This is a genomic window from Natranaerovirga pectinivora, from assembly GCF_004342165.1.
GTDB lineage: Bacteria > Bacillota > Clostridia > Lachnospirales > DSM-24629 > Natranaerovirga > Natranaerovirga pectinivora.
In genome coordinates, this window is sequence record NZ_SMAL01000009.1 from 37021 (window position 1) to 62894 (window position 25874).

Sequence of the window (25874 nt, forward strand, 5' to 3'; positions counted from 1 at the left end):
CTGCCACTGGTTAAACTTGAGCTTTATATAAATTATAATATAACCCTTTTATCTCTAATAACTTTCTGTGAGTACCTTCTTCAATTATTTTTCCATCTGCAACCACAAAGATTCTATTTGCCTTTTGTATGGTGGATAACCTATGGGCAATAACAAAAGAAGTTCTGCCTTCTAATAATGCCTCTATGCCTTTTTGCACAAGTCGCTCTGTTTTTGTATCAATGCTTGAAGTTGCTTCATCCAGAATCAAAATTCTAGGATTGGATATAATGGTTCTGGCAAAGGCAATTAATTGTCTTTGGCCTACAGAAAGTCTAACACCTCTTTCATTTATTTCTGTATCGTAACCTTGTTCTAAATTCTCTATAAATTCGTGGGCATATACAGATTTTGCCGCTTGAATAATTTCTTCATCTGTGGCATCTAATTTTCCATAGCGAATATTATCTTTAATTGTACCTGAAAACAATACTGTATCTTGTGTCATAATGCCCATTTGACTTCTTAAACTCTCAATTGTAACCTCTTTTATATTAACATCATCTATTAAGATATCTCCTTTTTGAATATCATAAAATCGACTGATTAGATTGATAATCGTTGTCTTTCCCGCTCCCGTTGGACCTACTAATGCAATTGCTTCCCCCGGCTCTATTGTGAAACTAACATCATCTAGTACTTTAATGTTTTTTTCATACTCAAAAGAAACCTTTTTAAATTGTACTTTTCCGGATATTTGCTCCATTTCTTTAGCCTCATCTACATCTTTAATATCTGGTTCAATATCCATTATTTCAAAAATTCTTTCTGCTCCTGCTAGATTTGTAATTAATTGATTGTAAAAATTACTTAAATTCATAATAGGATGCCAAAACATTGATATATAACTGGTAAATGCAACTAATAAACCTACTGTAATCGTACCTGTTCCTAATAATCTAACCCCAAAGTAAAAAACAAGAACAGTACCTACACCCCAAGACACTTCAACGATGGGCCAAAATATATTGCTTAGTTTAAAGGCACTTATAAAAGATTTTTTATGTTCTTGTAATAATTTTTCAAATGTATCACTGGTTTGTCCTTCAGCAGCAAAACTTTGTACAACTCTCATCCCAGAAAAATCTTCATGGGTAAATGCATTCATATTAGAGTTCTTATTTCTAAAATCTTGCCATCTTTTATGGGCTTTAATTTGTATATAGTTCATTATAAATATCAAAAATGGCAACATGGATAATGCGGCTAATGCCAATCTAAAATTCATTAGCAACATTATGATTGCAACAGCAATGATTGTTATAAAATCTGGAATAAGGGTGATGACACTATTATTTAATATGTCTTTTAGTGAGTTAACATCTCCTATTATCCTTGCTAAGATTTTACCCACTGGTCTGCTATCAAAAAAGTTAAATGCCAATTTTTGTATATGAGTATAGAGCTCTTGCCTTATTGTTAACAATATTTCATTGGATACCTTGGACATAATAATAATTCTTCTTTTAATACACACCATACTTATAAGGTTAATTATTATGGCTAAGATCCCAATTCTAATTAAGCCATTATAGTTATCAAAGGCTATATAATTATCAATAGCAATTTTGATTAATATAGGATTTATAATATTAACACTTACAATAATGCTCATTAATAAAAGAACGGAAATAACTTCTTTTTTATAGTTAATCATATATCTAAAGAGTCTTTTGATTGTATGAATCTTTATAACCTCTTTTGTTGTTTCATCTTCTCTAAATGTATTTATTGGCATAATTCTTCACTTCCTAATTCTTCTTGTTCCTCATATTGCTGTTTGTATGTGGTGTAGTAAATTCCTCTACGATCTAAAAGCTCTCTATGGTTGCCTCTTTCAACTATTTTACCATTTTGCAAAATAATAATTTCATCTGCATTTTTAACGGATGCTATTCTATGAGCAATTATTATTTTAGTAATCCCATTAATCTTATCCATTTCTTTTTGTATTTTATTTTCTGTTTCCATATCAAGGGAGGAGGTTGCATCATCAAATACTAATATTGGACTTTTTTTGGCTAAAGCCCTTGTTATGCTTATTCTCTGTTTTTGTCCTCCTGATAATCCAATGCCTTTTTCGCCAATCACTGTTAAGAATTTGTTTTCCATCTTATCAATAAACTCAAAGGATTGTGCTTTCTTTGAAGTTTCAATAATCTCTTCTTTTGTTATTAATCCCTTGCTACCAAACTCTATATTCTCTTCTATGGTATCTGAAAATAAGAATCCATCTTGCATGACTATGGATATATTTTTTCTTAGTGTATATAATTCTATTGTTTTTGCATCTATACCATCAATTAATATAGATCCTTCTGTGGAATCGTAGAATCTAAGGAGCAGATTAATGATAGAGGTTTTTCCTGAACCTGTTTCCCCCATAATTCCAATGGTCTTACCTTTATCTATTTTAAAGTTAATATCCTTTAAAACCGATGTTTTATCTATGGTTAATGATACATTCTTAAACTCTATTACGCCCTTTATTGTAGGGTTTAACGGATTTACAACATTATTTATTTTAGGTTTTTCTTCTAATATAGCACTAATTTTTTTACCAGAAGCAAATGCTTCAGCAAATACATTGCTTAACCATCCAATCATTTTCATAGGCCAAATTAACATATACATATATCCGATAAAGGCTACTAAAGTACCTATTGTTAACTGCTCATTAATAACAATATAGCCTCCAAATACAACTACTGTAATTGGTAGTAATTCTGCAATAAATTGCATTTTAGGAAAAAACTTACTGTATATAGAGGCTTGTTCCATGTTTAAGTTATAATATTTATGATTGCTTTTTAAGAATTTCTTAATTTCATATTTTTCTCTTGCGAATGCTTTAACCAATCTCATACCAGATACATTCTCTTGAGCAATGGTATTTAAGTTAGCATTTTCTTCACTTATTTTTTCATAGGTTTCTCCTATGTTATTTTCTAGTTTTCTTGCTAAAAAACCTATTATGGGCGTAATAATTATACTGATCAATGCCAATCTTGGGCTTATATTTACCATAATAATAATTACCAATATAAAATACAAACTCAGCTCTATGAGTAACATTAATCCAAAGCTAACAGCAAACCAGACCTTTTCTGCATCTTCTTTAATTCTTGCCATTAGTTCTCCTGTATTTCTTGTCTCAAAAAAATCAATGGATAAACTTTGAATATGATCAAAAAGCTCTTTACGTAATTTGTATACTAGATTAATTCCTGCAAAATCAAAGACCAATTCTTTAATATATCCAAGAATTGCCCTTCCAATAGTGATGGCAATTAATACAGTAATTAAACCTCTAAAAATGTGAAGCTGTCCTTCAATAATGACATCATCTATAATTCTTTGTGTGATAATAGGCGTAAACAAATCTAATCCTACGCTTAAAATTAAAACTATCACACCAATTAAATAGTAATGCCAATATTTTTTCATATATCTTACTATTAAATTCATATTTTCCTCCACCACTAAATATATATCTGTTTGTGTTGAATCATTTTTTAGCTATAAAGTAAAAAAAACCATAGGTTTTAACCCATGGCTATCTTAGCTATTGACTTATTCAATTACAATAACTTTTTAGGTAGGGCTAATTCATCTATATATATTTTGTTTATTTCTTCTTTTTTAATTCCTATTGTCGTTAGCATTTTCCTACCCCCATTAATTATTATATCTATCCATAACCACTATCTCTATGTTATCTAGACTTGTAACCAATCTATTGTTCATATCTTTCTTTAATAGCCTTTTCACTTTGTTTTCCATAGTTTGTCCAATTATTAAGTGAGTAATTTCTAAGTCTCTTGTCATTTTAACAATTCGTCCTACTACATCCTGGTCACTTATAAAATGAATTTCTCCGCCTAATTCTTTTCCTAACTCAAATAGTTTTTCTAACACTGAAACTGAGCCCTCTTGATCAAAAATAGACATTCCTTTTTCTACATGTAAAATATGAAACTCTGCATCTTGAGAAGAGGCTAAAGATGAACCTTCTTTTATTAATCTTAAAGAATTCTCTTGTATGGTAATACATACTAATACCTTTTTTTTCATAATTCACCTCTTTATACATAACCATTTCTAATAGCATTTCTTATTAGTATCATACCATATTTTAAATTACAATTATATTGTTTTTTTCTTTTTTATAGATTTTTACTATGTAAATTAGCAGGTATACTTACGATACCTGCTAATTTCTACTTAATAATGGTAAAAATCATATCCTGGGTATATTGGATACCCTGGTCTACCTGGTCTTCCCGGTCTTCCTGGTCTTCCTGGTCTTCCTGGTCTTCCTGGTAAGCCTGGTATTATTGGCGCAATTGGATATCTTGGTCTTCTTCTTCTATGGTATCTTCTTCTTCTTCCAAACATTTCATTTAATAACATTACAGATATTAAATCTCTAAGTCCGCCTAAACCAAATCCAAATTGTTGCACTTCTACTTCGTTTTCGCTGTTTTCTTCACCACAAACACTTTTACTGTTTACTTCGTTAACTTTTATGGATGGGTCTGCCATTATTTTTTCATAAACTTTTTCTACGATCATATAAATTGCTTCTCTATCTGGATATTCATCGTACATGTAACTACCATCATACTCCATCTTATCGCATTCTTCATCAATATAATATTGTATTTGTCTTGCTATTTGAGGATACATTTTCTTCATATACTCAATATCTATTTCATCTACGCCATCGAAATCATCGTATGGCAATTGTATTCTACTAGGTCTCTCATGATACATACCTCTTTTACTGTCGTATGGCATATAAGGATGTTGCATATCATGATGCCCTCTATAATCTCTAGAATCTTTACAATCCTTATAGTCTCTACGGTCCATATAATCTTTTTTTCTATCCAACTTTACATTCCCCCTAAGCTTTTTCTATATTAATATATGCCTCTATAATTAAATGGTTCGTACTAGACAAGTTATAAAATAAAAAGCCATTCAAAACTTATTCCATAAGTTCAAAATAGCTTTTAAATATACTAAGTCATTTTAAGTACTAGATAGCAGCTTAGTAGGGAATGGTTATTAATGGTGTGGCAAGATATAAATAGGTGGTATCTTCTACTTCATTGTATGTTATTGCAATGTCTACATTGATCTTCTTATTGTTGCTTACAATATATTCTTTGATAATGGGAGTATGTCCATATATACTATATATATCATTTGTTATAAATTGTTCTCTTTCCTTTGCACTAATGTATCTAAATAACTCTCTTGTTATTTCTTCTTTTTCTAATATACTTACTCTTCCTTGCCTTTCTCCAGTTATGTGAATTGTTACTTGTGCATCCACCTCATAGTCTTTTAATAATTCTTCTGTTAAATTTTTAAAATAAGTTAAGCTATTAATATTATTATACAGTTTAATATCGATTATCAAGTAATTTTCAGCTTCTTTTACATTTGATGAAATGGTTTTTTCAAGAGTTACTAGTTTAATATTCGTTGTAGCATTTCTTGATTTTTTTATCAGTTTTATTTCTTGAAAAGCCCCTTCTTCTATTATGCCATATTCAAATTCAGGTTCTAATGATAACTTTCCTGCAATTTCATTTAGTAATTCTATCTTTTTATCTTGACTCATATAAGTCCTATTGTATAAGCCTGATGTGCTTAATTGACTCTCTTTTATATTAAATTCTGTATTATTAAAGGCTTGAATTAATTCTTTTTCTCCATTTATAAAAAAATGTCCAGAATACTGATATGCTACAACTAAAACCACAATGAAAGCAATGTAGATAATTTGTCTTTTAGTCATAAAGGAACCCCCTTACTCCATAGAATTTATTTTCTAGATTATGGACATAAGGGGGTAAAAGTATACATTTTTAATTATTTTGTCTTATAATTTTGTTCTAATACTCTTGAAATTAATACAGCACATTCTTCTCTTGTTGCCTTTTTATCGGGTGTATATGGATAAGAAAACTTATCTTCTCTCCTGATTACCCCTTGCCTAATAAGAGAGGTATAATTTCCTTGAGTTATTGTAAAATGATTGCCTGTTGGGTTTTCAAATATAGGCTGTTTGTTCGTTATTGTAAATGTCCTATCAATCACAGCTATCACTTCTCCAATGGTAATATGTTCTTTAGGTGAAAAAATGCCATTACCTCTTCCTGATAATATCCCTCTACTTGCTAATGTAACAATAAATCTTCTAGACCAATCCGTATGTTTTACGTCACTAAAGGGTGAGGAGGCATTTTCATTGATTGTGTAATTTCCTGCATTTACAATCATTGTAGCAAATTCTTCTCTTGTCACATATTGATTGGGTCTAAAAGTGTTGTCTGGATAACCAGAAATAACACCCCTATCATATAAATGAAGAATATGATTGGCAACATCCTTACTATTAGGTAAGTCAATTAATTGTTCTTTGTTGTTCTGATTCTCCACTAACCTAATTTTTAGGGGAAATTCGATAATGTTGCTTATAATAAAAGTACTATTACGATTCTCTATATTACTTCCAGTACTGTATCTTACTTCAATATTATTTTTATCTAAAACAACATATCCTGTTATTTGTATTGGTACATTAACCGTGTTATCTCTCCACTCAAGTGTTAGGTTGCCACTATTATCGCTTATTGGATCAAATTTATAAATAACACGATTTGAAGCAAATACATTTACGGTACTGCATATTACCATTATGACTAGAATTATTAAGCCAATCTTTTTATTTTTCATATCTTCCTCCTAGTCTAAAGCAATTGGAATAAGCGGTTTAATATAGAGTACATTTCTCCATATGTTAAGATATCCTTTGGTCTGATTTTATTTGCATCAGCAATGAATTTTTCATCAATTCCAATTGCGATATTTCTTTTATAAACGTCACTTATACCAGGTGTTTGGTTTATTGTGTTTAAAGCTGCTTGAGTTGGCTGGGTTGGCCGCCCTCTTAACTGCAAAAACGTTGCTACAGTCATATGGAAAGCATCTTCTCTTGTAAGATTATCATTCATATTATTATCTTGAGCTAATATTCTTGAGCTTTTTAAGTTTTGTAATTTTGTACTATTAATACTTTGATTGATATCTACAGATTTATTGCCTTCTAATAATGCATATAAAATATTTGCATATTCTGACTTTTTCACACTTCTATTTAAGTCCTGAACATTTCCTGTTATATTAATATGATTTTCCACATTTTGTTTAAATGGTATTGCCCAATGAACGGATTGAACTGCTGCTGGTCCATTCGTGACATAACTATAATATAACCCTAAGTTATTTGTTTTTAAATCTAGTTCTCTTCTTGTATTATTATAAGTGGCTACGGCTTTGTCCCACTTTTGACTAGATTGATTCCATCTAACTACCTCTACTGGTTTATTATATACACTATAACGGTTTGCTGTATTAAAATGAAATGTAATAGGCTTATCAACTGTTGTAATTGTTCGTGTGCCTCTTTGTGTTGTTAATGCCATGGATATATTTTGGGGTATAACAACTGGCAATGCTAATGTTGGCAATGAACTATTCATACCCATTGATGTTGCTTGATCATTCATACTTAATGTAATTGTAGGACTTGACCCTAACTGACTCCCTAATGCATGTAAATGGCTGTCTATACTATTTGTAGGAATTGATATTCTAGTAGTTTTTCCATTAATTACTAGGTTAATATTATATTCCCTTAGGGAAGCCCATAATCTATAAGGTATTTCTACCTTACGTCTTACTATTGGCTTATTCTCAAACTCACTTATATCGATATTGTAAGAATATGCATTTTCTCTTAATAATTCACTTATAAGTTTTTCAATGATAAAGTGGTCAAATTCTCCATTTACATCATTTTGATTAAATCTAAATCTATAGGTTAGTTCTTGCTTAACAGGATCATAAATCTTTTCATAATATTCATATGGCAAACGAATAATAGCATCTATAGGATTGCCATCATATTCTTTTGAACTTGGCATTGTTAACAAGGCTAGTGTAGGGGAATAAAACAATGACTCTCTTGATAACATTTGATTGTTTTCGCCTTCTAGAATAACCCTTGTTTTAAGCCTAAAGTAATATCTTCTATTAGGTATTAACCCGTTGATTTTAATAAGGTTCTTTTCCAGCTTTTCAATATTTGGCGGTAATATATCATTGTTTCCATCCGTAAGTTCAATATAAATAGGGTCTATAAATCTTGAATTATTTGCCATCTCAACAATATACACGTATGATTTTTTAACCTTAGCATCTTTATAGTTTTCTGGATTATCATCTGGATGTAATAACCATTCTACGGTTAAAAAATCTTCCCCTTGATTTTCATTGTAATTATGAGGCTTTAGATTTTCCAATGATGCAAGACCGATCCCTCTAGGTGGCGCTGGATTTTCAATATCCCTAGTGGTTACAACTACTGCATTACTCCAAGCAGACACTGTATCGGTTTTTGGTTGAATTGCTCTAATCCAAAAATAATACTCTGTATTAGGAAACAAGTCTTTTATATGTTGTTCATAGTAGGAACCATTGGATGGATATCTAGGATCATTTGTTGGTGGCAGTATTATTTCTACAGGGTTTGCCTTAGTTATGTCGTCAACTAGCCCATATCGCATTTCGTATACTAAGTCTGTATTATATCGCCACATTAAATCTGCCGTTATATCTGTGTAGTTGGATACAAATAAACTTGGAACCGTGGGATCAGGCTTAACTTCTGATGGTATTGGATCCGTTATACCTACAATTGGTGTAGGATAGTGGGCAAATAATGTTTCTCCTGTTAAGTCAATTCTATAGGGATACAACAAGAATAAGTATTGGGTATTTGGTACCAATCCATTTTCTTTGTAGTACAATACATTGTTACTGTTTACATCCTTTTCAGGGTTAATATCTTTCCAAGGAAGTGGCTGGCTTTCGTCTCTATCCCTCTCAAGAAGTTCTTCAATATAACTGTTAAGATTATAGCTTGGATCCATTATTTTTCTATTGTCTATAGTTGTTTTTACTTCATTATATGGCATTTTATGAAATTTATATTTTACATCTGAAACACCAAAAGGATCTTTTCCAAGATTAATTTCTCGAACAAAATAATCCACTTCTGTATTGCCTAATTCAATAAGGCGCTGTTTTAACTTTTCTGCTTCTACTTGACCTAAATGTATCGGAAAATATTGTCCATTTTCTATTGGACTATCATATACTTTTCCATCATTATCTACCCAAGCTTCTGAATACCAAGTATTGCTGCCATCAACATTAATAAAATAAGCTTCCCACCAACTTTCTTTCCATTCAAGTGTAACTGATGTTTGGGTTGTTTCTTCATTTCTTATTCTTAGCGGTGGTTTTGCTATTGTTGGTGGAGAGTATATATTACCATCATAATCAAAATATATTGGTACTATATTAGGTTCTGATCGTACATCCCTATCGCCCCAATCTTTTATAGCCACTATTTTAATATAATATAATTGATTCGGTATTATGTTTTGAAGCTGATTTTTATCTGGATCAAAGTATTGATTTAATAATAATCTATATCCAATGATCTTATCATTTTGATCTCTTATAACTCTTGATGTATCATTTGGCTCTATTTTAATTCTATTAACAACTTTCATTGCACTATCAAAGTGGTTTATGTCTTTGGCCACGTAAACATCATAATACACTTCCGTATCAACTATTGTTTGTCCAAATGTACTAGAGCCTTCTTTTATGTCTCTTCTTTTAAAGGGAGCAAATATAAATTGTATTCTATTATTATTTGTATCGTATTTAAAAACTCTTTGAGAATTTAATAATTGATTTATATTTCCATTGAATATATCTCCTGGTAGCATATACTCTTGCTCAAGTATTTCCTTCAATGCAATATTTGAATTTTGATTTCTTAGTTCTGTTAATATTCTTTGAGAGACCGGTTTTGGAACATAGGGCTGAGTCGGACGAATTTTTAATTCCGTTGGAACAAAAGGTACCCTTCTCGACTCAGGTTCTATTGGTGGTTTATTAACCCCACCTACTGCTTGATATTTTAATTTAATCTGATATTCTGCTTCTTGAGAAGGCTTTGGAATTTTATAATACTCCATATTTGCAGCCTTATTATCAAAAATAACCACATTTCTTCCTTGTCCATTTATATATTCAATAATTCTGGCTTCAACAAGTTCATATTCCTCTTGGTCTTGACCTACCTTAAAGCTTGCTGGTATATTCCAATCCAGCCTTACATAGTCTCCCTCTTCAGAAACTCTTAAATCTATATTTGTTGAACATATGAATACATGGGGATAGTGTCTATTTCTTTGAACCAAGTACCCATCAAAGTAGTCCATGGTTGGCTCTACAATTATTGAGTATACCTGTCCTGGAAAAACATTTTGATCAATTGTATATCTTAATCTGTTTCTTCCTGCTACTGGATCATAAAACTGTTGTACATCAGGTGAATTATTTCTTAAACCTGTTATTTCACCTTGCATATTATTTAGCAATGCATCTTTCGATTGATTTGAAAAATCACCTACTGCATAAACTATTCTATAATTCAAATTCTGTAATGCTACATCATCCCATATAACTGTAATCTCTGTTTCAGATGGTACAAGCTCTACGTTCAAATCTGTAATTGCATATGTTTTTACAGGGGGACTTAGGTGGGGCGCTAACTCCCTTACTATTTCCCCATTTCTCTCTACATAATGATAATGTTGTGGTTGAATGGATAGTTCATATAATGACCCTGTGTTCAGATTCATTTCATCATGTAAAAATAATCTTTTAGCATTAAATACATCTGTTCCTTTATTTACTCTTATGGTTCTTTGAATATTTAATGTTCTATTATTAATATAAACTTCATAAAAATCAGGAGCATGAACTTCTTCATTTCCATTTCCTGGTGCCCAGTTTTGAGGATCTGTCCAACTTACTGTTATTCTTGGTCTTAATATTGGCGCATTGGTAACAAAATTTTGCCCAAGGGTATAGTATACTTCATCAACAGTAAAGGAACTAACAGGTGCTTGTGGATTTGCGAATATATTTGTAGTGATTATACTGGTAATTCCTATTAATATCACGAGGAAAAAGCTTATTATCCTTTTAGTCATTTTATCATCCTCCTTTTCTTACTCTATTGTAAACGCGATAAAAAATCAAATAGTTCTCGTGTGTTTATTGTTGTTTTAGGAGAGAAGTAACCCTCTTCTAGGGGTACCAATTTCAAATGGCCTCCAGCTAGAATTCTTCTTCTATAATCTGTATGAATTAGGTTACTATCCACTATTAAATTAAAATTTGTAATGGTCACATTATTAAAAGATATATTCTTTTTAATTTCATATCCTCTTAATAAGATATTATAAGCAAGCTCTTTTGCCATTGGTTGATGCATATCAGCCCTGTTAATACTAATGCCTATAGTATTTAAATGGTCAATAGGATTAGTAGTTCTTGATGCACCCATCACTCTTGCTAAACTAGATACAATTTGATGTTTAGTTGGCTTTCTCATGGAATTATTAAGTTCTTCTACCGTAAAGAAATCCATAAAATTGTGTTCACTTACCATTGCATAAACATTTTCACCATAGATATTACGACTCCGATTATCCGAAGTAAGTATGTAACTTCCCGAATGGTTTGCATTTATTTGATATCTTCCTAAGTTATGGGTTAATCCAATGTTCTCCCATAATAGATTGTTTCTATAATATGCAATAACAGGTCCATTTGCCGTGTTATTTATTCCCCAGGAAATGTACATCGGTCTGTTCATTTTATCTATAGGGACATTGTTGTCCTTTGTGTTTTGCTCCATCAGTGCTCCAATTTGAACTTGATGGGCTTTTTGTACTTCAGCTAGGACTTCATTGACTATCAGATACAATCTGTCATCATTAATGCCACTTGATAATTCATTCTCTAACTTCACTATTAGACTGTTTTTATAGTTTCCTGCTAATACATCAAGGGTGTTTAATATATGTCTTTCCATCTCATCTTCAGTTAATCTACTTTGTATTACTTTAAACTGTATATCAACAAGAGACGTTAAGGGGTCTTGCCCATTAATTTTCCCATTAAAAGTACCCCTTTTAACTTGTAATAAGACATAGTAATCTTTAAAATTTGATGGCAATTGATTGATCTGATTCTTAACTTTTTGTAATTCCCCTGATACTTGAAGTCCAATTGTATTTGGTCTTACACCTATTTGTTCTGCTACCGTATTGATTAAAATGGTTGTATTATGCCTGTTTAAAGTTTCAATCATTTCACCTGGCAAATAATAATAAAGGCTCTCTTTATTTTTTGTTGCTAATTCAAATTGGTTCTTAAGGTTATTGCTTGCTATTTTGTTTTGTCTGTATTTCAACCATATACTATTATTGTTTTGGTTAACAGTCCAATATAATCCATCTTTTAGCTCTTCTACTTTCGATAAATAATAGTCAATATATTGTTTGTATTTTTGTTCTTTGTCATAATCCACTTGATCAAAGTCCGTTCTTGTTTGAACTCTATCTGAGAAGTTGGACTTTGGATATACAACAGTACCATTAGGAAGAATCTCTGGTTCTTTTGTTCTATCTTCAATTCTTACTTTAATACTATAAGGCTTACCTGGTTTTAACCCAAATATTTTATAAAACATTCTAGTGTATCCATCAGAAGCATTATTGCTCTTTCCTAGCAAACTGTATTGGTAACTGGATGTGTAATCCGTGTCATCTGGTCCTTTTACAAATATTTCAATTCTATATTTGTCACTATCTGATTCAGGAAAAGGAATTGGTGCATCAAATCTAACAACAGTCTCTCTTTTACCATCATAGCTGTAAGGGGATGGTGTTGGTATTACTAAATTTATTGGTGGTGCAATTGGTTTTGTGGTTATGGTATCCATCATCCAATTAGATGCTAATGTATGATTTCCTTCTAAGTTCACTGTTCTAACATGATAATAATATATTGTGTTTGCTAATAATCCTTTGTCTTTTATACGAACTCTATTATTGGTTATTTCTACTATTTGATCAGACTCTTCAAATGCTTTAGTTGTATTATTATACTTTAACAACTTATATGTATCTGTTGTATTGTCTTTAAACAGTCTATACACAACTTTATTAGCTTCTATTTGTTCTAGCCCTGAAATAACATCACTTATTTTTAGTTCTTTTTGTTGTAATTCTTGTGGCAATCCCCTATCCCTTACTACTACAACTTCAAACCCTTGTTTCCCTTCATTAAATATTAGTTCACTTGGATAATCCCATTGTACATACGCTTCCATTTGACTGTCATCTACAAAAGTCACATCTAAATTGTTAGGGGCTAATGGAAGAATTAAATCTTCATCTGGTATATTTGGTATTGTTGGAGAGATGATTGTTATAATTGGAGAGTTTTCACTTTCTTTTATTATCTCTTCCTGATTTTCATCTTTTATATTAAGTTCTGCTCTAACCTTAAAATAGTATGTATGATTAGGATCTAAGTTTTGTACATAAAAGCTTATATCTCCTGTTTGATTCCCTGCTGTTACTATTTCAGATGATATAACCTTCCCTTTTCTTAGTTCATCAATCTCATTGCTTGATAAAGGCAAAGAATTTCCAGATGTCATTGTAACTTGATAAATATCTTCTTCTTTGTTCAAAGCTTCTTTTGTTGATGCCATATACCATTTATAGGTAATTGTTTCTGGTGATAACCCTAATGGATAAAGCATAAAGTTAGCATAATCTGTTATATCTATACCTTTCCAACCTACTTCTACTGCACTCGTTGGATTAGCACTCGTTGGTATTATTGGTTCATAAGATAAACTCGTTGGTATTGGTATACTAAACCTAATTGTATCTAATGATATACTTGTTGGTACTGACATATCACTGTACCCATAAGTTTGTGTAGACACATATACTGCTCGCATTCTTAAAAAGTGAATACCAGGAAATTCAAAATTGTAGATTTCCGTTCCCTCTGAAGCAATATAGGTTTTATCTTCAATATTCTCTTCTTTATTAGGTATTGTTGTCCAGCCCTCAGAATCTTTTATTACAATATTCCTTATTCCAAATCTATTGTGTTGGTTATTGTAACCATTTCTATAAATATTATTATGAAGTGGTGTTCCTTGTTCTTTTCCAGTATTAACTTCTACTAGCCTTATTTGACCATTCTCTTTGCTTACTTCAAACACCTTTAATAATTCATAAGGGTTAACACTCGTTCCATTTGGCTGTTGATTAATTAATAGTTCATAATATATTTTACCAGTATTTAGCATATTGCTAAGTAACGGATTGTTTATCGTATTAGTAGGCGCTTCCCAAATTAAGTCAAACTGAATTTTTTCTGGGTCATTGTCATCATGAATAGAAGGCACTACTATTAAATTTAATAACTCATCTATTCTTGGTGTTGGTGGTGGTACATCAAGATCAATATTAGGAATGTATTTTATAATCTGAGACCTTAGTTGCCTTGCAGCAAAGTTTACTCCTATTTGATAGAACTCTTGATTACTCCCTTCTAAAAAAGGAACAGGAATATATATATTTGTGTCTTGATGATTCTTACTATGATAATGTTTTAGCCATATATCAGAAGTATCATAATGGCTTTTTTCATTCTTACTATGATACACAGTATATTCTAAATCATTCTCATCACTACCAGCATATGGAATAACATCTAAATATGCATTTTCCATATTGGCTCTTTTTACTTCGTATTGTATATAGGTGTATCCAAATCTATCTCTTGGATCATAATTGGCAAATGCATACTTAGAGCTTTCGGAAAGATATAATCCTACACTATAAACTCTACTCGCTGCCAGTCTATGCCACTGTATAAAATCTTCTTCAAAATCTGTTACCGATTTATCTTTAACAATGTCTATAATATAAGTGCCCACACCTGTAGATTCGTTGAACTCATATCTGTATTTTGAATGACTGTTTTTATTTTGATCTAGTTGGGTGTTTGGCGCATTTATTATTTTCCTATCTAGATCCCTGTCCATAGTAATTGTAAAATCTGTATACGCTGTTCCATTGACTTCATTAAGATCAATTATTGCTGTAATATCGTCTAGATCAGTTGCCATTTTAAATGTTTTAGATTCAAAATCAAAAGCTTTTGGTTGATCAAATCTAATTTGTAATCCTGGTCTCCCCCCTGGCTTTTCATTGTCAGAAGGTATAACTATTTTTGTTTTATTTTCATTTCCAACCCAATGGGTTGGGTTAATTACAAAGTTCCTTAAACTTCTAAGAATTTGTAGAGTTTCTACATCTCCTAGTGGTGTGGTTAAGGTAAATGGTGTAATATTTCCACTTTCTACTCCCTTAGTTAAAAAGAATAATTTGTTTGTCTGGAAATTCCATCTGATTTTCACATCAACATTATTAATTCTAAATGCTACCCCAGGGTATTGGGCACTTGCTGCTTTGATTATAGAATAAGACACGGTTCCATCATCATTAACAGTTTTGTTAGGTGATACCCAACCAGGCACCAGCGCATTGTAATCCATTTCTTGATAAGACTTATTTATTTCACTTTGTGTGATGGCATTGTCATCTTTATCATAAATACCGTACCTGATGTTAACCCTATCAACTTCGTGGTTAAAACGAATAATGGTATATCTATTATCATTTAGATGATACTTTAATTCATACTGACCAAATTCATTTAAGTTCCACTCAAGAACTATTTCATCATCACCAGCTTTATTGCCTACTAGCGTTAAAAGATCATCAATAGTATCATTTCTTAACCATCTAAATCCTAGACCATTAGCTGCTCTTGTGCTAAATGCTATAGATGATATGATTATTATATTTAACAATAATACTAGTGATATGGATAGTAATAGTTTTTTCTTCATATGTATTCCTCCTATGGTCATTTGTATCACCAAATTAATTCCTTAAGTAATTTATGTCATTATTCATTATACACTATTTATATCGACATTTTTATCCATTTTTTAAGCTTGTAATTTATTTGTAATTTATTCCATTAATTAAAAAAAGGAGATTAACTTATTATTGTTAATCCCCTTTTTTCTATATTTTATTGAAAATTGTACAACCTATACATAAAGGTAGCTGTTTCAGCTCTAGTTGCATTTCCTTTTGGATTAATTGTGTTATTAGCATTTCCTTGTATTAATCCATTTGCAACTAATGTTGAAATTGGTTCTTGTGCATATGTTGCTACATTGTCACCGTCTATGAAACTGTTTAAAATTGAAACATTACCACTTTTAACTTCTATACCAGCAATAGTCATCGCTCTCCCAGTAAGAGTCATCATTTCTTCTCTGGTTATTTCTGCTTTAGGATTAAACTTATTATCTCCTACACCATTAGAAATTCCAAGTGCTTTTGCAATTCCCACCTCATAATAGAAGTAATCATTTACATCAATATCATCGAAATTATCAGCTATATCTGCTGTTAACCCTAGTGTATTCACAAGTAATCTTGTAAAATCTGCTCTAGTAATATTAGCTGCTGGCGTAAATGTATTATTAACAGTCGATGTTCCTCTTATAATTCCTTTTGAAGCCAATACTTCAATCTCTCTTTGCGCCCATACATGATTTATTAAATCAGAAAAAGTCTCATGCACATATGCGATTGCAAATTTACTAAAATGACTTGTTGTAAAATCCATAGTACCTTCCACTACATTGTAACGACCATTGGATATGGTTGTAGCATTACCCTCTTCATCTATGTATTTTATTACCAGATGTTCAGGGTTTTCTCCTGCTGATGGTGTATATGGAATTGAAATTTTTATTGGAGCTTTAGTATTTTTCCACTTTATCTTACTATTATTTACAGTAAAATACGCTTCTACAGTTTTTTTGCCCTCATTATCAACAGATACAGTTGATACGTTTAATACAACTTCATCCGTATCTTTTAAATTCTGGTTTGCTAGTGTGCTATTTTCCAATTCAAAAGTACCCACTTCTGTTACCAAAGATAATCTAAAAAGACCTTCTGAATTCATAGCTGCTGCTGGTAACTTTTTAGCATATCCTTTAGCACCTTTTACAGCAGGAACTTCAATTACTATAGTTTTAGACCCTTTTTCACTAAAATTTGCTTTTTCTAATGCATTATTTAATACATCTTTATCTAAAGCCAATTCAACAACTTTTGTTGCTTGATTCAATTTACCCTCTTTTATAATAGATACTGATCCATCGTTATTTTCCACGACAGTTACTGGTGGTGTTGGTGGTGTTGTTGGTGTTTGACTATTTCCACCTCCACTTGGTGGTGTTTCTGGTATTGTTGGTTCTGAGTAATGAAATACAGTGGTTCTAATTGAGTTAAATCCATTGCCACCAATCTTGACTGTATATTCACCATAGGGCCCATCTGTTATATATTCAAAGCTAAAGTCACCATTACTTCTACTTGTTGTTTGATCAATAAAGTCTAAACTACCATCAGATCTTTCGACTTTTACTGTTATAGCCTTGTTAGGAATAGCACCCTTTCCTTCTATGTTCACCATTTTTGTTTCATTGTTTATAAATGCATTTACTTGTGAATCTAATGCAAATACATTATTAGAAGACAATGCCACTAATAATGATGTTATCATAATAATACTCTTTACTTTTTTCAATACTTTACCTCCTAACAGTGATTTCTAGAATTAAGCAGGAATATGTACTTAACATATTCCTGCAAAAATTTACTGTATTGTTACTAATGGTGATAATGGATTCATTCCATCTATACTATCCCATACAAAGGCTTTTACAGTGTGACCATTTACATTTTGAGGCAATTTGAATCCTGCTTCTAATGTTCTTTCTTCACCTGCATTAGCTTCCCATCTTACTCTTGCCAAGTTTTTCATTGTATTGTTTTCATCATATAATGCAATGATCAATATAGCATCTTTTTGTTCATTTAATGTATTTTTAATATCTACCTTTACAACAATGTCTCCAGATGGTGTTAATGTGTTTATAGAATTACCAATATAATCGGTAAATCTTACATTACTTACTTGGAACTGTTCTTGCTCGTCTACTATAGCTGGAAGTGCACCTACATAAGTTCCATTTTCACCTGCTGTATTAAGATCACTTGAAAGTGCTAATCTAAGGAAGTCTCCCCATACTATGTTACCTTCTTCGTCTCTTTCATACATATTTGGCATTGTTAATTTTACAAAATCTTCTGCGTTTACAACTACACCATTACTGTTTACTGATTTTTCTCCATCAAAGAAGAAGTTTGTTTCATCTACATTTCCTGATACAAAGTCAGGTAATTTATCCTCAGTATCTGTTCTAAATGATAAGTTGTTTTTAAAGATACCTTGTTCTTCAGCTTCAAAATAAGGATTTTCTCTAAATATATAGTTAAATCTCTTATTATCAAATGATGTGTTTTTTTCTACAGTAATTGTACCTGGATTAAAGTTGTCTGAGAATCCATCCATATTATTATCAAACGCAATATTGTTTGTAACTATATGAGCTACTGGCATACCTTCTCCACCAAGTTTAAAACCATTACCTGTATTACCGTCTTCATTATATCCATCACTTAATTTACCATTTGAGTAAGCAATATTGCCATCTAATACAACTGGCATGTTTGGTCCATTTTCTATTTTATTGAACAAGTCCCAACCATCATCAATATTGTTATGAGCGATGTTTCCTCTAAATACGTTACCAACACCAACACCTAGTTTCGCTGCAAAACCATCTGCATCGATGTTTGATGCATCTCTATTGTCATGGGATACACAGTTTAATATTAGGTTGTATTTTGGCCAATAGTCTGGGTCAATACCGCCTCCTGTAATGTGAAGCCCTGTGTTGCCATTATAACTAAATGTCATTAACTCAAAAATATTGTGATCACCGTTTACTCTTGTACTTGTGCTTGATGCTCTTGTGATTTCTATACCATATATATGCCAGTAATCTCCTGCTACTCTTAAGATTTCTGAAAGCCTTCCTTCACCATCTATGATTACCTTTTCACCATTGTATGGTACTATTTTTTTCATTTTTCCTTCTTCTCCACTATGCTCTTTACCTATTGTAATTCTTGAGTCCGGTGTATATGTTCCACCTAACATAAAGATTGTTTCATTTGGTAATACATATTGGATTGCCGTTTGTAAATCAAGGGGACTCTCTATTGTTCCGTCACCTTCATTTGTTCCTTCTGGTGATACAAATAATCCTGCGCCACTGTTATATATCTTTTTAGTTACTGTAATATCTTTTGTTATTGCATCATCAGATTGTGCTCCTTCTGGTGTATACACTACTGTAAAGCTTGTTGTTTCATTTTCTAAAGCTGTAGCAAAAGTAAATACTTCTTTCGCTTTTACTTCGCCATTACTTACAACTTCTACACCATCTTTTTCAATTGTTACGTTTCCATCATAATTAGCTAATGCTTTTAATTCATAGTCCTCTGAACCAGATTGTGGTGCAGATACTATGTTCATTGTTGCATTTGGTAACGTAGGTTCTACCACTGGTGATGCTACTGTATTTGCTTCGCTTAATGTTAAGCTTGCATTTTCAAATCTTACTTGACCATTTCTTGCTGCATAGAATCCTACATACATATTGTTAGGATCAATTACTTGTACTAAGTCTGCCCCCTCTGTTCTTTGTTCAACAGTTTTCATTTCATCTGTCGTTGGATCTACAAATGTTGCCGTCATGATAAATTCGCTATCTGTTCTTTCAAGTCTTACTCTTATTGATTTATTAATGGCTTGAGCTACGCTTAGACCATTACTATAAGATCTAACCGTTCTTTGACTTCCTATATTACCCCATGGCTCATATACGCCTGTTCTGTAGATATAGCTCAGTCCTCCACGCATCATCCCAACTGCAAATATATTAGATGCTGCTGTTACCTCTTCAAAACCTATTTGTAATGGGTTTTTACGTGCGCCACTTACAACGTCTCTTACCATAATCCCTACACTGTCTTGAGAGTTTAAGGCAACGCCTTCTACTTCTGATCCAAATTGTTCAATAATCATATCTGCTTCAAGTACAAAGTTGTGTACATTTGGATCTAGTCTTGTGTAATAGAATGTTAACCCATCGTGACCGTTAGCTAATTTACCACCACGACTTTCTACTACAATACTTCCTTCTATTGTCCCTGGATTTTCTGCTCGCGTTTCATTTACCCCTACTTTTTCTGGCAATACATTAGATGCGAAGTTTAAATCTGTTGACTGTCCAAATGCTCTTGATTCCCATACAAAAGATGGGGTTACTGAAGGTGTATCATTATCAGCTTCTAATGCACCTACATGTGTGCTATTCACACCTGCTGTATTAAGAACACTTGCAACGGCTAATCTAAGGAAGTCTCCCCATACGATGTTGCCTTCTTCGTCTCTTTCATACATATTAGGCATTGTTACATTTACAAAGTCTTCTACACTTACAACTACGCCATTGCCGTTTACTGAGTTTTCTCCATCAAAGAGGAAGTTTGTTTCATCTACATTTCCTGCAATTTGATCTGCTAACCCTGAATTGGTTTTAAATGATAAATTGTTTTTAAATATTCCTTGTTCATTTGCTTCAAAATATGGATTAGTTCTAAAGATATAATTAAATCTTTTGTTATCAAATGCTGTATTGTTTTCTACTACCATTTTTCCTGGATTAAAGTTATCTGAAAATCCATCCATATTATTATCAAAGGCTATATTGTTTTTGATGATATGTGCTACCGGTAAACCTTCTCCACCTAATTTGAATCCGTTTCCTGTATTACCATCTTCATTATAACCATTGCTTAATTTACCATTTGAATATGCAATATTACCGTCTAGGATTACTGGCATATTCTCTCCTTCATTTGTTCTGTTGTATAAGTCCCATCCATCATCAATGTTATGATGTGCTATGTTACCTCTAAACTCATTTCCAACACCAACACCTAATTTTGCTGCAAATCCATCTGCATCTATGTTTCTATCGTCTCTGTTGTCATGTGCTTCACAATTAAGTATTAAATTGTATTTTGGCCATAAGTCTGGGTTTTCCCCACTACCGTGTAAGTGGAATCCAGTACCTTTATTATAATTGAATACCATCATTTCTATGATATTGTTATTACCATTTAATCTCATACCAGTTCCTGATGATCCTGTAATTTCAATGCCATACATATGCCAGTAATCTGCTCTATGTCTCATTATTGTATTTATATTACCTTGACCATCAATAATTACTTTTTCTCCATTGTATGGTACTAGTTTTTTAATTTCTCCTTCTTTTCCACTATAAGCTCCGCTTATATCGATTGTTGAGCTTGGTGTATATGTTCCACCTCTCATAAAAATTGTTTGACCTGGTTGAAGGTATTGTATTGCTGTCATAATATCTAACGGACTTTCTTTGGTTCCTTGGCCTTCACTTGTTCCATCTGGAGATACAAATAAACCTTCCCCAACATTAAATATTCTTTTTGTTACTGTTATACTTCTTACTATAGGATTTTCAGATGGTGCTCCTATTGGTGTATATATTACTTCAAAGCTTGTTTGCTCATTTTCTAGTTTCACTTCGTGTATAAAGGTATTGTTTGCTTCAACACTTTGATCGCTTACAATTTCACTGCCATCTTTAAGGACTGTTACTGTTCCTGCATAGTTTCCAATGGCTTTGATTTCATAGTCTTCTGTAGCAGATTGTGGTGCTGAAACAATACTCATTGATGCTCCTATTGGATTTGGTACTACTACTGGTGATGGTTGGGTATCCGCTTCACTTAATGTAATGCTTGCATTTTCTACTATCATCTTTACATTTCTAGAGGCAAAAAATCCAACATACATGTAATCTTCATCGATTACTTGTACTAAGTCTGCTCCTTCTTCTATTCTTTCAACAGTTTTTAGTTCATTTGTTTTAGGATCTGTAAAAGTTGATGACATTATAAATCCAGTGTTTGTTCTTTCAAGTCTTACTCTTATTGGCGTATCAAGTACCATCCCAATACCACCACTAAATGCTCCAGCACTTAATCTACTTCCTACATTACCCCAAGGATATATTACTCCCGTTCTATACATCGGGCTTATTCCATGTCTCATCATCCCTACACCGAACAAGTTGGATGCTGCTGGAACTTCTTCAAAACCTAGTAATAATGGTTCTTGTCTAGGTGGTCCATTTACATCTCTTACCATAATACCAGCACCATCTTGTCCACTTGGAGAGGCTCCTGTTTCAGGTCCAAATTGTTCAATAATGATATCTGCTTCTAATACAAAGTTATGCTCATTTGCATTAAGTTTTGTATAATAGAAAGTTAAACCATCATGTCCTGGTGCTAATTTACCACCACGACTTTCTAGTACAATTCTTCCTTCTATTGTTCCTGGCGCTTCAGGTTCTGCATAGTTTGTTCCTACTTTTTCTGGTAATACATTTGATGCAAAGTTAAGGTCTGTCGATTGACCAAAAGTAATGGATTGCCATACTAAATCAGATACATCCAATGAAGTGTTTTCTGCTTCTTCACTTGCCAAAACACTAATAGATGTACATGCCAAAATAATGCTAAGAATTAAACTGAGTAACTTGCGATACCTTTTCATTTAACCATCTCCTTTTAATTTGCTTATTTATTTGATTGTTACAGTTGGCTTTTGTAACTTGCCTCCTGCTAACATATCAGGCAATATCTAGTTACTATGAATATTTAGTTATACTGATGATGATTCATGGAAAGTTTTCTATACCAACGACTTACTATTGATATTATTTAAACACACAATTTATAATTTATTTCCAATTATTGGTATTAAATACTAGTATAATCCTATTATAAATTTAAATCAATGTTTTTCTTGCAATATTTGTATTATATGTATGCTTTTCTTTCTTATGTTTATTTTTTTTAATCAGTTTTTCACAAAAAATGTAGTTTTTATATAATTACCTTTAAAATCCATAGTGCGAATTGCACAAAAAAACACTTGGATTAATATTATAACTTAATAATATTATACAAGTGTTTTTGTTAATTTATGCCTATTTTTTTATTTATTTTTAACTACTTCAATTCGAGCAACGGATCGACGCAAAGACGCTTCTGCTCTTAATAAGTCAATATGATCTCTTCGATCTTTTAATTTATTCTCAGCTTTTGTTTTTGCTTGTTCTGCTCTTTGTAAATCTATTTCTTCTGGCCATTCTGCAGCATCTGCTAATATGGTTACTTCATCTGGCTTTATTTCAGCAAATCCAGTATGAACAGCTGCTCTTTTTTCCTCATTGCCAATTTTCATTTTGAATACACCACTTTGAAGAGTCGTTGTAAGTGGAATATGACCTTTTAAAACCCCTATGTCGCCTTCAGTGGTATTAAACATAACCATTTCAACATCTTCTTTGCAGAAAACTCTTTCTGGCGTAATTATATGCAACTTAAACTTAGAATCTGCCATAATATATCACCTATACTTTTGCAACAACATCATCTATATTACCTGCAAGTAAGAATGCACTTTCAGGAATATCATCATGCTTGCCTTCTAGAATTTCTTTGAATCCTTGTACGGTTTCACTAATTGGTACATAACGTCCTTCTAAGCCTGTAAACTGTTGAGCTACGAAGAATGGCTGCGATAAGAAACGTTGTACCTTTCTTGCTCTTGATACAATAAGTTTATCTTCTTCAGACAATTCATCCATACCAAGTATTGCAATAATATCTTGAAGCTCTTTATAACGTTGTAATATTTCTTGAACACCACGAGCAACATTATAATGTTCTTCACCAACAATACGCGGGTCAAGAATTCTTGAAGTTGAATCCAGTGGATCAACAGCTGGATATATTCCTAGCTCAACAATTGCACGGTTTAGTACTGTTGTTGCATCTAAGTGAGCAAATGTTGTAGCTGGTGCTGGATCCGTTAAGTCATCCGCTGGCACATATACCGCTTGAACAGAGGTGATTGATCCGCTTTTAGTTGATGTGATACGTTCTTGAAGTGCACCCATTTCTGTCGCCAACGTTGGTTGATACCCAACGGCACTAGGCATACGTCCAAGTAACGCTGAAACCTCTGAACCTGCTTGTGTAAAACGGAATATATTGTCAATGAATAATAATACATCACGACCACCTTGATCACGGAAATACTCTGCCATTGTAAGACCCGTTAATCCAACACGCATTCTAGCGCCTGGTGGCTCGTTCATTTGTCCAAATACCATTGTCGTTTTATTAATAACCCCTGAATCTGTCATTTCGTGGTAAAGGTCATTACCTTCTCTGGTTCTTTCCCCTACTCCAGTAAATACTGAGTAACCACCATGTTCAGTTGCTATATTTCTTATAAGTTCTTGAATTAAAACAGTTTTACCTACCCCTGCACCACCGAATAATCCAATTTTTCCACCTTTTTGATATGGACATAGTAAATCTACTACCTTAATTCCTGTTTCCAATATCTCAGTTCGCGTAGATTGCTCTTCAAACTTTGGCGCATCTCTATGAATTGGCCAATAATCAACATCCTTTGGCACTGGCTTATTGTCTATTGGTTTTCCAGTTACATTAAAAATCCTACCTAATGTATTTTCACCAACTGGTACTGATATCGGTTCACCAGTATCAACAGCCTCCATTCCACGTACTAAACCATCTGTTGCCCCCATAGCAATACATCTAACAGAATCATCTCCTAAATGCTGTGCAACTTCAACAACAAGTATTTCTCCATTTCTATCATTAATTTCAATTGCATTGTTTAATGACGGTAATTTACCTTGGGAGAATTTAATATCTAGAACGGCACCAATGATTTGAGTGATCTTTCCAATATTTTTTTCTGACATTCTAATTTCACTCCTTTACTTAAGTGCTTCTGCTCCACCAACAATTTCAGATATTTCTTGAGTAATAGATGCCTGTCTTGCTCTGTTATATTCAAGAGATAAATCTTCAATCATATCATTTGCATTACTTGTAGCCGAATCCATGGCCGTCATCCTTGCACCTTGTTCACTTGCTACAGATTCCACTAGTCCACCATAAATTAGACTGTAAACATATCTTGGAATCATAACATCTAAAACATCCTCTTCAGATGGCTCATAATTCATTAAAGCAACACTTTTATTGGTGTCTTGATTGCTTGATTCAATGGGCAATAATTTTATTGTTTTTGCCTCTTGAGAAATAGTAGATACAAAACCTGTATATACCAAATATATCTCATCAATTTTATTATTTAAATAATCTTCTAAAACGACTTTTCCAATTGATACAGCATCATTATATGTTGGTCCTTCAACCATTTCAGAAAAATCCTGTTCAATAGAATAGCCTCTTCTTCTTAAACCGTCTTTACCTTTTTTTCCAGCAGAATAAACAGCTATATTTTCTTTCGAAACACCATTGTTTAGCACTTGCTTGATTATATTAGCATTATATCCTCCAGCAAGCCCTCTATTAGATGTTATCACGATATATCCTTTTTTATCCCCATTTCTAGAAGCAAGATATTGATGATCTATATCTCCAGTTTGAGAAAGAATAGATGTCACTGTTTCATACATTTTATTAAAATATTCTCTAGTTTCCTCAGCTTTTACTTTAGCTTTTTGAAGCTTAGCCGTAGCAACAAGCTTCATAGCTTTTGTAATTTGTTGAGTACTTTGAATACTTGTTTTTCTTCTTTTTATATCTCTTATGGATGCCATAGCA

13 protein-coding genes are annotated in these 25874 nt (G+C 32.3%); all 13 read right to left on the bottom strand.

What is annotated here, in order from left to right; genetic code table 11:
• Positions 1-10 precede the first annotated feature (10 nt).
• The 13 genes from EDC18_RS11655 to atpG all read right to left on the bottom strand — a co-directional run bounded on the left by EDC18_RS11655 (position 11) and on the right by atpG (position 25870).
• The gene (locus tag EDC18_RS11655; RefSeq protein ID WP_132253370.1) at positions 11-1777 is read right to left on the bottom strand and encodes an ABC transporter ATP-binding protein; all 1767 of its coding nucleotides are present in this window, start codon (positions 1775-1777) and stop codon (positions 11-13) included.
• Positions 1768-3507, bottom strand: coding sequence for an ABC transporter ATP-binding protein (locus EDC18_RS11660; RefSeq protein WP_132253372.1), 1740 nt, complete (start codon positions 3505-3507; stop codon positions 1768-1770). Before EDC18_RS11660 ends, EDC18_RS11655 begins: the two co-directional genes overlap by 10 nt.
• A 210-nt stretch (positions 3508-3717) precedes the next feature.
• Positions 3718-4113 carry an adenine nucleotide alpha hydrolase family protein gene (locus EDC18_RS11665; RefSeq protein WP_132253374.1) on the bottom strand — a complete coding sequence of 132 codons (396 nt, stop codon included), beginning with the start codon at positions 4111-4113 and terminating at the stop codon, positions 3718-3720.
• 150 nt (positions 4114-4263) lie between these two features.
• Entirely contained in the window at positions 4264-4935 is a 672-nt protein-coding gene (locus tag EDC18_RS11670) for a hypothetical protein (RefSeq protein WP_132253375.1), read from the bottom strand.
• A 160-nt stretch (positions 4936-5095) separates the two neighbouring features.
• Entirely contained in the window at positions 5096-5851 is a 756-nt protein-coding gene (locus EDC18_RS11675; RefSeq protein WP_132253377.1) for a YwmB family TATA-box binding protein, read from the bottom strand.
• A gap of 74 nt (positions 5852-5925) precedes the next feature.
• Positions 5926-6792, bottom strand: a complete 867-nt coding sequence (locus EDC18_RS11680; RefSeq protein ID WP_132253378.1) for an S-layer homology domain-containing protein — start codon at positions 6790-6792, stop codon at positions 5926-5928.
• Between the two features lie 14 nt (positions 6793-6806).
• Positions 6807-11195 carry a hypothetical protein gene (locus EDC18_RS11685; RefSeq protein WP_132253380.1) on the bottom strand — a complete coding sequence of 1463 codons (4389 nt, stop codon included), beginning with the start codon at positions 11193-11195 and terminating at the stop codon, positions 6807-6809.
• A gap of 23 nt (positions 11196-11218) precedes the next feature.
• The gene (locus tag EDC18_RS11690) at positions 11219-15994 is read right to left on the bottom strand and encodes a fibronectin type III domain-containing protein (RefSeq protein ID WP_132253381.1); all 4776 of its coding nucleotides are present in this window, start codon (positions 15992-15994) and stop codon (positions 11219-11221) included.
• Positions 15995-16182: 188 nt separating this feature from the next.
• Complete coding sequence (locus EDC18_RS11695; protein ID WP_132253383.1) at positions 16183-17760, bottom strand: S-layer homology domain-containing protein; 1578 nt, start codon at positions 17758-17760, stop codon at positions 16183-16185.
• 69 nt (positions 17761-17829) lie between these two features.
• Positions 17830-22752, bottom strand: coding sequence for a right-handed parallel beta-helix repeat-containing protein (locus tag EDC18_RS14685; RefSeq protein WP_207669208.1), 4923 nt, complete (start codon positions 22750-22752; stop codon positions 17830-17832).
• A 444-nt stretch (positions 22753-23196) separates the two neighbouring features.
• On the bottom strand, positions 23197-23604 hold the full coding sequence (locus EDC18_RS11705) for a F0F1 ATP synthase subunit epsilon (protein ID WP_132253385.1): 408 nt from the start codon (positions 23602-23604) through the stop codon (positions 23197-23199).
• Positions 23605-23614: 10 nt separating this feature from the next.
• Positions 23615-25003, bottom strand: a complete 1389-nt coding sequence (atpD, locus tag EDC18_RS11710; protein ID WP_132253387.1) for a F0F1 ATP synthase subunit beta — start codon at positions 25001-25003, stop codon at positions 23615-23617.
• 15 nt (positions 25004-25018) lie between these two features.
• Positions 25019-25870: an ATP synthase F1 subunit gamma gene (atpG, locus tag EDC18_RS11715; RefSeq protein ID WP_132253389.1), complete on the bottom strand. Its 852-nt coding sequence runs from the start codon at positions 25868-25870 to the stop codon at positions 25019-25021.
• Positions 25871-25874: the final 4 nt, after the last annotated feature.

What these genes read in the sequence shown, in the direction of transcription:
- EDC18_RS11655 (WP_132253370.1), bottom strand. Translation starts at nt 1,777, where the DNA reads ATGCCAATAAATACATTTAGAGAAGATGAAACAACAAAAGAGGTTATA.
- EDC18_RS11660 (WP_132253372.1), bottom strand. Translation starts at nt 3,507, where the DNA reads ATGAATTTAATAGTAAGATATATGAAAAAATATTGGCATTACTATTTA.
- EDC18_RS11665 (WP_132253374.1), bottom strand. Translation starts at nt 4,113, where the DNA reads ATGAAAAAAAAGGTATTAGTATGTATTACCATACAAGAGAATTCTTTA.
- EDC18_RS11675 (WP_132253377.1), bottom strand. Translation starts at nt 5,851, where the DNA reads ATGACTAAAAGACAAATTATCTACATTGCTTTCATTGTGGTTTTAGTT.
- EDC18_RS11680 (WP_132253378.1), bottom strand. Translation starts at nt 6,792, where the DNA reads ATGAAAAATAAAAAGATTGGCTTAATAATTCTAGTCATAATGGTAATA.
- EDC18_RS11685 (WP_132253380.1), bottom strand. Translation starts at nt 11,195, where the DNA reads ATGACTAAAAGGATAATAAGCTTTTTCCTCGTGATATTAATAGGAATT.
- EDC18_RS11690 (WP_132253381.1), bottom strand. Translation starts at nt 15,994, where the DNA reads ATGAAGAAAAAACTATTACTATCCATATCACTAGTATTATTGTTAAAT.
- EDC18_RS14685 (WP_207669208.1), bottom strand. Translation starts at nt 22,752, where the DNA reads ATGAAAAGGTATCGCAAGTTACTCAGTTTAATTCTTAGCATTATTTTG.
- EDC18_RS11705 (WP_132253385.1), bottom strand. Translation starts at nt 23,604, where the DNA reads ATGGCAGATTCTAAGTTTAAGTTGCATATAATTACGCCAGAAAGAGTT.
- atpD (WP_132253387.1), bottom strand. Translation starts at nt 25,003, where the DNA reads ATGTCAGAAAAAAATATTGGAAAGATCACTCAAATCATTGGTGCCGTT.
- atpG (WP_132253389.1), bottom strand. Translation starts at nt 25,870, where the DNA reads ATGGCATCCATAAGAGATATAAAAAGAAGAAAAACAAGTATTCAAAGT.